Here is an 8,755-nt window from a genome sequence, read left to right as displayed (position 1 = left end):
GCGAAGGCGTTGGCGGAGAAGGAAGCGAAGGCGTTGGTGGAGAAGGAAGCGAAGGCGTTGGCGGAGAAGGAAGCGAAGGCGTTGGCGGAGAAGGAAGCGAAGGCGTTGGCGGAGAAGGAAGCGAAACTGGCCGCCGAGAAGGAAGCGAAGGTGTTGGCGGAGAAGGAAGCGAAACTGGCCGCCGAGAAGGAAGCGAAAGAGGGTGCGATACGTAAAGCGCCCTTGTCTTTCGTATCCTTGATGCCATTACGGGTTGAGCCGCTTCCTTTTGGGGTGAAGAAGCTGGAAGATTCACGGGAGGTGGTGGGTACGTCAATATTTCAACCCAGGAAAGTGGCGATCGTTCGTCATTGGCAGATGCCGTATACCATGATTCCCGACGAACATGACGGCACTGAGGTAGGTTTCAGCATTACCGCTCCGGATGACCAATGGGTTCGTTTCTCCATGGCCCGCATGATGGGGCGGACCGTTTTTTGCGAAGGAGAACAATTTGATCTTTCGCCAGAAAATTTGTCCGAAATGGCACTATTCGTTCAAATCGTTCCACGGGAAGCGTTCATGGTGGCTTTCGAGGGGGATGGAACGGTGAAAATTCCCAGGTCTTTCTGGGACCAGGTTGTTCAGGCCCATGGAAAATGGGTGACTGTCAGCCGGATATTGCGTCAGAGTGACGGCGGCACCTATTTCATTCGCGATGTGGCATCCAAAAAGATCCTGGATATACAGGCGGAACTTGAAAAGTGAACCGGTGGTCGGGTCGTCTTCCAAGTCGTGTTGACCAGGTTATTGTTCCGCCATCCATTTTGCCAGTGAGCCGGCGACGATCATTATCCCCGATCCCGCGGAAAAGGCCAGGGCAAGGCGGCGCAACCATTTCTTGTCGATGACTGTCAATAATCGATTGGACAGGAAAAAACCGAACAGAATGGCCGGAACGAACGATATTCCCTGAAGCGCTTCACGGAGACCGAAACGATCGATCATCGTCAACGAGGCCAGGGAAAATACAATGCCCAGGGTGAAAAATGCCCCCAGAGTGGCTCGCAGTCGCGCTCCCGAGACATGTTGCAAGGCCAGCAACATCGGTGGACCACCCGCCGAGGTCATGGTCCCCATGATTCCTGACATGAGACCAGCCACCATGAGGATGGGACGAGTCGGCTGAAAAGGTCGAATGTGCATGCTCATGAAAGCCCCAACCACGATCAGGAAACCCATGGTCGGGACCAGAATCGACCCGGGGAGGAGCGCCATGGCAATGGTTCCCGTCACTGTTCCCGCCATGCGTCCGATCCAGGCTCCTCCGACATCCTGCCAATGGACCGCATGACGTTCCCGCCACCAGGTCAATGAGGTCAAAAAAAAGGTGGCAAACATCATTGGGCCGGGGATCAGTTCCGGTTTGATGAGCAACAACAAAGGGGCGGCGATCAACGCGATGCCAAAACCGACGGTTCCCTGAATCAAGGCGCCCGTTGCGACGGCCAGCCACGCCGGCAGTAGTTGCAACCAGGGCATGTCAGGAAGCATGGGAACCAGTGAAGGAGAAAGGAGATGACAGAGAAAACCTGAACATGATGTCCACCTTCGGTGGGCAATTTCTTTTCAATCTCGTCGGCTTTGGTATCAGTCCATGTCATCATGGAAACCATCGCCAAGGGCCGATTCACGCTTAAACATACGTTGATGGATGCGACATGTCTGTACTTGGCCTCGGCAGCCCTGAAGACCCACTGTCATGTCACCCCCTGTCCGAAAAAACATCGTCCAGGGATTGAACGTCCAATATCCGAAGGCTCCATTCTTCCAGAGAGGACGGCTCTGCTTTGGCGATCTTTTCGCTGGCCCATTCGGGAATAGTGCCAAAACGACGTTGCAGCAGGCTGGTTAGAATTTTGGCCTCGCCTTTCTGTTCGCCATCTTGAAGTTTCTGCACCAGAAGACGCTCCAATTTCGGGATGGCATGGAGCCTTTCATCAGGCATCATATCAATCGTTGCCTCAAGCATCCGTCTCCCGACCTGCATCACGGAATCCGAAGTCAGACCTGCATTATCGAGATGATCTAATGAATTTTGCATGAAATTACTCCTTAAACCGGTTACAATGGCATTGAAGGGCTCTGACGCATAAGGCAACCCTTGATTCGGCAAAGTCAATCGCAAAGTTCTGCCGAAGATCGGCTGGTTTTCATAAACACCATTGATCCCGACCGGTTGAAATGAATAGCATTTGAGGAGAGACATTCGAGGGGTGATCGAACCGACAAAAAGTGTTCGCAATTGATGATATTTTAAATCAGCATATTCCAAATAGGAATCATCATATCGATAGACCTTGGCAAACGTCCTTTCGTTCAGGCTCTCGGTCACCTTTGAATGCCACTTTGTCACATTTTATAGATCAGTATACTGTCAATGATTTGCTCTATGTAAGGTCTCGGGTTGACAACGGGTTCGACCAGCCCGGTCCACGACCAGAACCCGTTGTCAACAAAGACGGAGGACCAGGAAAGAACTCATGGTCCTCCGTTCGGTCCATCTACAGTCCCATCCCCATTTGAATGTAACCGCAGGGGCAGGAAAGATGACACACATGGCAACCGTTGCACCGGGTGTAATCGGTATGCATCACCTTGCCTTGTGGCCGTTTGAAATCACGCTCGATGGCTTCTCTCGGGCAGTAGATCCGGCATTGGTCACACGCGAAGCACAGGCCACAACTCATGCAACGCTTGGACTCCACCAACGCCTGTTCGAAGGAGATCGTTTGTGTCGTCTCCTTGAATGTTTTGGTCGCTTCTTCGACGGGAATTTGCTTTTCCTCGTTCCGCTTGATCGACGGATAGAAGCTCAGACGCATTTCGGTATGTTTCACCGGACGCGCCTTGTGGGCCAAATTGATGTTGTCACCATTGAGATAGGCATGAATGGCACGAGCCGCCATCCGTCCATGTCCGACGGAACGGGTTGAAATACCCAGTCCGATCACGTCGCCCCCGGCGAATACCCCCGGGGTCGGGGTGTTGAAGGTCTTATCGACCGACAGCCATCCCCATTTGTCCGCCAGGGTATCCATTCCCTGCTCCAATTCCGGCACCTGCCCGATCCCCATGATGATGGTATCGCAGGCGATGACGAATTCCGAGCCTGCGACCGGTACCGGACGACGCCGGCCAGAACTGTCGGGCGCACCCAGTTCCATCCGGATGCACTTGACACCGGTTGCCCGTCCCCCCTCGGTGATGATTTCCACCGGGGCGGTCAGAAGCTCGAAATGGATTCCTTCATGCTCCGCCTCGACCACATCCTTGGCGATGGCGGGCATTTCATCCTTGGTCCGGCGGTACAGCACCGTCACCTGGGTGTATTTCGACACCCGGATCGCCGAACGGGCCGAGTCCAGGGCGGTTTTTTCGATGGAGACGGTCTCTTCATCATGTTGCGCCTTCCGATCCACTTCCTCGCGGGCCTGGTCGTAGGCATGGGGATTTCCCGAAGCATCGGCGGCATCGAGTTCTGCCTGAAGGCGCAGAGAGACGCGGGCGGCGTCCATGGCGCTGTCACCACCACCGATGACGATGACCTGGGAACCGATTTCCACCTTGGCCCCGGAGTTGACCCGGTTGAGAAAACTTGCCGCGGTGAATACATTGGCCGAATTTTCCCCAGGGATGTTCATGACGCTTCCCTTGTGGGCCCCAAGACCCAGGAAAACGGCATCGTACTGTTTTTTCAGGTCTTCAAAGGAGATGTCTCGTCCAATGCGGGTGTTGCATTTGAGTTCCACCCCCAGGTCGAGAATGTTTTGCACCTCCGCGTCGAGGATGTCGTCGGGCAGACGGTAGGAGGGGATGCCGTAACGCAACATTCCTCCCGTCTTGGCGAACGCCTCGAAGATGGTGACCTTGTGCCCCCTGCGGGCGAGTTGATACGCACAGGAAAGCCCCGCGGGACCCGATCCCACGACCGCAACCTTCTTGCCCGACACCTTGTCGGTCAATTTTTTGTACTTCAGTTTGCGGTTCAGGCCATGGTCGCCGATGAACCGTTCCATGTTGTTGATCGCCACGGAACCATCGGTCATGTACTGCCGGTTGCATCCCGATTCGCAGGGATGGGGACAGATCCGACCGTGGGTGGCCGGAAGGGGATTTTTATCGGTCAACAGTTCCCACGCCTCATCCAGGGCCTGATCATGCGACTTCTTGAACATTCCCGTCTGGGCGATGGTGGTCAGATAGCCCCGGATGTCCTCGCTGCTGGGACAAGCGTCCCGGCAGGGGGGGATCCTTTGTACGTAGGTGGGGCATTTCCAGCTGGTGCCGTTACGGACGACGATTTCCTCGGGTACACCACGACCGAGCCTTGCTTCCAGGTCTTCCTTGGAAACCTGATTCAAAATGGACGACTCAAGCATTAACGGATTCCTCCCGGAGTAAACAGGTTACCAGACAACCGCATCAGAGCCGGAGCATGGCCGACCTGTTGAGCGTGGAAAGGGCCTCCGGACTGTCATCGATGTGATAACGGGTAAATGGGAAACCGGTTTTTTCGAAAAACCTCTGCCATCCAATCCGCTCGATCCATTCTCCCAGACGCTCCCACGGCTTGCCCCCTTCCTTGTAGGCGGCGAGGATCGTCTTGACGGCGGCGGAAACTTCGGGCCACCGCGGCGGGTTGTTGGGAATTCCCCAGACCGCCAGTTTCATGAAGGTCGGGGCGCTGCGGGCGTTGGACATCTTGCCGCCGACCCAGATCGACAGGGTATCGGTCTGGGCATCGCGAATTTCCATGCTCGGGCATTGGCCATGGCAGGCGCCGCAGTACATGCACTTCTCTTCAACCACTTCGACGGTTTCCATTCCATCGATCGTCGCCGGACGGATCGCGGCGGCAGGGCAGATGGCGACCACCTTGGGCAGTTCGCAAATCTGCATGTTCTTGTGGTTGATCCGGGGTGGATGGTGGTGTTGCACGATGATGGAGATGTCGCCATGGCTGGCGCAGTTGATCTGGCAGCACGAGGAGGAAATGTGTACCCGGTTGGGCAGTTCCTCGTTCTTGAAATCGGCGATCAGGTCATCCATCAGCGCCTTGACCGAACCGGCGGCGTCGGATCCGGGCAGGTTGCAGTGCAGCCAGCCCTGGGTGTGGGAAATGTTGGAAACCGAAGGACCCGTCCCCCCCAGTGGCCAACCGAGATCCTTTTCGACCGCATGAATCAGAGGATCAAGGTTTTCCTTCTTGCCCACCAGAAACTCGATGTTGGAACGGGTGGTGAAGCGCAGATGCCCTTCGCAATACTTGTCGGCGATCGCGCACACCTTGCGCACGGTGTCGGCGCTCATCGTCCGTGGAGATCCGGCCCGTACCGTGTAGAGTTTGTCGCCGTTCTCGGCAACATGGACAAGCACTCCAGGACGCAATCTTTCATGGTAGTCCCACTTGCCATAGTTCTTGGCCATGAGTGGATGCAGATACTTCGTGTAGTCGGGAGCGCCCTGGTCGCGGGGCGCCAACGTGTTTTGACTCATGATACGCTTGACTCCTGTGAAAATGATGGCCTGTTGGCGATGATTCGAGCAGCCTAGACGGTTTCCCGACCTTCCGATTCACGATTCCAGACGGGGGGATTCTGGACCCGTTCCCCTTCGAACCGGCTGGGTCCCAATTCCTCGAACTTGATGTAGGAGGTCGTCCGGGGCCGGCTGACCATCCGGGCGTCGGGTTCGATGTCGATCCCCTTGAGGAAGGTCAGCATGCCGATGCGATAGATGAATTCGCCGATCCGCTCGTGATCCATGCCGTTGTCGTTCCAGAATTCCCAGACCTTCTCGACGAAATCGGTGAAATTGGTGCGGTCTTCATCGGTTTCGAGCTTGACGAACGGAACCAGAACCGACCCCATGGTGTCGCCAATCTTCAGGGTCCGCTTGCCGCCAACAAGGATGGTCGCGCCACGGTCCTTGCCCGGCTTGAGGGCCTTGTGCATGACGTTGATGCAATGCATGCAACGGACGCAATCGCTGTTATCGACCACGAGTTCCTTGCCACGGACCGAAAGGCAACGGGTCGGGCAGCGGGTCAGCACGTTGTCGATCAGGTATTCCATCCCCTTCTGGTCGATGAATTCCGCCACTTTCTTCTGATCGACCTGCATGGGGCCCCGCCAGGTGCCGATGATGGGCATGTCGGAGCGGACGATGGAGTTGGCGCAATCGTTGGGGCAGCCGGAGAGCTTGAACTTGAATTTATAAACGAACTCCGGACGGTGCAGATAGTGAATGAACGTATCGGTAATATGTTTTGTCATTTTCATGGTGTCATAGCAGGCCATTTCGCAACGGGCCTGACCGACACAGCATTGCAGCGTCCGCATGGCGGCGCCCGAGCCACCGATGTCCCAACCATTGTTCATCAGGTCTTCGGCGCATTGCAGGGAGCCTGCATCGTCGAACCCAAGGAGGAGGACGTCGCCCGACATCCCATGGAACTGCAGAATGCCGGCGCCGTTCTTTTCGGCAATGTCGGCCAGATTGCGCAGGGCATCGGTGCTGTAGACCCAGCCCGGCGGCTCGATCACGCGGACGGTGTGAAAGTTGGCGAGACCGGGATATTTGTCCGCCTTGTCGGAGACGCGGGCGATGATGCCGCCGCCGTAGCCGGGGGCGTTGAGAATCTTCCCTTGCCAGTAGTTCCAGCGGGTTTCATAGGATTCTTCCAACTGGTTGAGCAGTTGGGTGATGACGGGTCTTTTCTTGGAATACGCCTTCAGATCGGTCACAAAACTTGGCCATTCCCCCGTTTCCAGTTCGTTCAGCATCGGGGTGTTCAAGGCCATTTCCTTAGCACTCATACGATGACTCCTCTTGACAGTGTGAGATTGCTTTCCAGTGTGCTTGCCCCGATGGGAGCCGGCCTCACCTCAAGCGGCGTAGTCATGATCGGCGGGATCACGGAATCTTTACAAAGTCGGATTCTACATGCCCGAGGCATGCATGACAACTTCGAAAGATCACATTTTCCTGATTTACTCATTTCACTTTTTCACCGGTCACGACGGGTGGATGTACTCAAGGTGTCGTGGGTGGGTGACGAACGGATCCGGCACCTGTGCCACAATCAGTGAATTGCTAACAATAACAAAAAACTACGCGAAAAACCGATATTCCGCGGGACTGGCTCATTGTTTGTCCCTTTTGAATTCCTGAATCAATCCCGGGAAGCCGTCGATGATGACTACTTCATTCAAGGCGAGTCGTTCCGTGCGCGGGGGGGGAGATTCCAGTTTCCGTCCGATCACCACGGCCATGACGATGCAGTGGTCATGAGGCAGGTTCACGAGGTTTGCCGCGGCGGAAAAGTCGAAGCCGATCATGGGGCAGGAATCCAGTCCCATTCCCCGGGCGGCGAGCATCAGTGTTTGCGCCGCCATCCCTCCCGAGCGCATGGCCTCGTCCCGTTGTCTCGATGGATCGTCCCGATAGAAATGGTCCATCCCCGCGACGATCCGACTGCGTGCCTCTTCGGGTACCTGGGCACAGTAGCGCTCGGGTGATTTTTCCCATGCCCTGAGATCGGCCAGAATCAAGACCAGCAGGGATGCATTCTTCACCATTTCCCCGTTGCGGAAGACCCCGGCCAGTTCCTGACGTTTTTCCCGGTCCCGAAGCCAGAGAAAACGCCAGTTCTGCATGTTGAAGGCGGTTGGTGACAGCATGGTCAGACGAAACAGTTCCATCACCTGGGCCTCGTCGATCTCATGGTGGGGATCGAACTTGCGGACGGCGCGTCGTTGTTCGATGGCCTCGAAGAGGTCCATGGTTCCTGGTCCTTTCCGTTGTTCGACAAAACCGATAAAACGGGCCAGTTCCTGATCCGAGGCCATTTCGTCGGCGCAGGCGCATTGACTGGAGCCGTAGACATGGATTTCGCCATCATCCCGCAAGGTGGCGGCGCCATAAGTACCGAATTCGACAAACAATCGTTCAAGTTCCGCTCGTCCAAACCTTCCTTGGACAAGCCAGCGGCTGATTTGTTCCCGAGGTTGCATGTTTTTTTTCCTCAAAGGGGTAATACATACTGATTGAGTTTGCCCAGGTCGCCCGGGGCGATTTTCCGGATCCGGCTTGAGCCATCCGTGACGGACACCAGCTCGTAGGCGTCGATGATCCTGCCGTTGACGTCGATCAGCCAGGCGTGGCTGATGCCTGCCTCGATGGAGAGCATGGCTCGTGCCGCGCGCCGTGCTTTGTTGTGGCTTCCTTCGATGGCCACCGTGGAATTGATCTTGCCATAGGTACGGATGGTATAGGGCGGCGGGGCGGGCAGGGGGATGGACCCGGCGGGAAGAGGGTCCGTTTCCTCCAATCGGGGTGATTCGGACTCCGGTTCCGAGGTGGGGCGTTCTTCCTGGGGGCAAACGGGTAAACATGGGCGGCTGGACGGGGGATCCACCTGGCGTGCGGGCGATTCTTCCGCGGGATGAGTCGTTTCCGGGTTGGCGCATCCCGGAAAATGGCCCATGGCGCGAATGCAGAAGCATGAAGCGAAACCGACATGCCACGATCCATCCCCCATGGTGATGGCGGAGCCGTCGGCGAATACAAATCTTTTCTTTCCGAACCCTTCTTCGACACGGACGGCGCTGGCCCCGCACAGGGCATCGAGAAATTCGCCGTCGGCGGTTTGAAAACGGTGGCCGTCGTCATCGCAACGTCGGGCAAGGGTGGCGGCGATGGTGTCCATGAC

At 56.3% G+C, this 8,755-nt stretch carries 8 protein-coding genes; 1 reads left to right on the top strand and 7 read right to left on the bottom strand.

Features of this window, described 5'->3' with window-relative positions; genetic code table 11:
- Nucleotides 1-747 (top strand): hypothetical protein (locus HQL76_03045; GenBank protein MBF0108137.1); only part of this gene is annotated, 747 nt, incomplete at its 5' end.
- Nucleotides 748-786: 39 nt separating this feature from the next.
- Here the strand turns inward: HQL76_03045 and HQL76_03040 are convergent.
- The 7 genes from HQL76_03040 to HQL76_03010 form a co-directional block, all read right to left on the bottom strand.
- Nucleotides 787-1,533, bottom strand: a complete 747-nt coding sequence (locus HQL76_03040; protein MBF0108136.1) for a sulfite exporter TauE/SafE family protein — start codon at nt 1,531-1,533, stop codon at nt 787-789.
- Nucleotides 1,534-1,744: 211 nt separating this feature from the next.
- Nucleotides 1,745-2,374 carry a DUF4351 domain-containing protein gene (locus HQL76_03035; protein MBF0108135.1) on the bottom strand — a complete coding sequence of 210 codons (630 nt, stop codon included), beginning with the start codon at nt 2,372-2,374 and terminating at the stop codon, nt 1,745-1,747.
- Between the two features lie 169 nt (nt 2,375-2,543).
- A complete protein-coding gene (locus HQL76_03030; GenBank protein MBF0108134.1) occupies nt 2,544-4,421 on the bottom strand; it encodes an FAD-dependent oxidoreductase in 1,878 nt (625 codons plus the stop codon).
- 43 nt (nt 4,422-4,464) lie between these two features.
- The gene (gene dsrB, locus HQL76_03025) at nt 4,465-5,538 is read right to left on the bottom strand and encodes a dissimilatory-type sulfite reductase subunit beta (protein MBF0108133.1); all 1,074 of its coding nucleotides are present in this window, start codon (nt 5,536-5,538) and stop codon (nt 4,465-4,467) included.
- Nucleotides 5,539-5,591: 53 nt separating this feature from the next.
- The gene (gene dsrA, locus HQL76_03020) at nt 5,592-6,845 is read right to left on the bottom strand and encodes a dissimilatory-type sulfite reductase subunit alpha (protein ID MBF0108132.1); all 1,254 of its coding nucleotides are present in this window, start codon (nt 6,843-6,845) and stop codon (nt 5,592-5,594) included.
- A gap of 342 nt (nt 6,846-7,187) precedes the next feature.
- On the bottom strand, nt 7,188-7,826 hold the full coding sequence (locus HQL76_03015; protein MBF0108131.1) for a nitroreductase family protein: 639 nt from the start codon (nt 7,824-7,826) through the stop codon (nt 7,188-7,190).
- 242 nt (nt 7,827-8,068) lie between these two features.
- Nucleotides 8,069-8,752 carry a hypothetical protein gene (locus HQL76_03010; protein MBF0108130.1) on the bottom strand — a complete coding sequence of 228 codons (684 nt, stop codon included), beginning with the start codon at nt 8,750-8,752 and terminating at the stop codon, nt 8,069-8,071.
- Nucleotides 8,753-8,755: the final 3 nt, after the last annotated feature.

The sequence above is a fragment of the Magnetococcales bacterium genome, assembly GCA_015228815.1.
Classification (GTDB): Bacteria; Pseudomonadota; Magnetococcia; order Magnetococcales; family UBA8363; genus UBA8363.
Note: the sequence above shows the minus strand (reverse complement) of the source record. Positions and strands in the feature narration are given on the sequence as shown.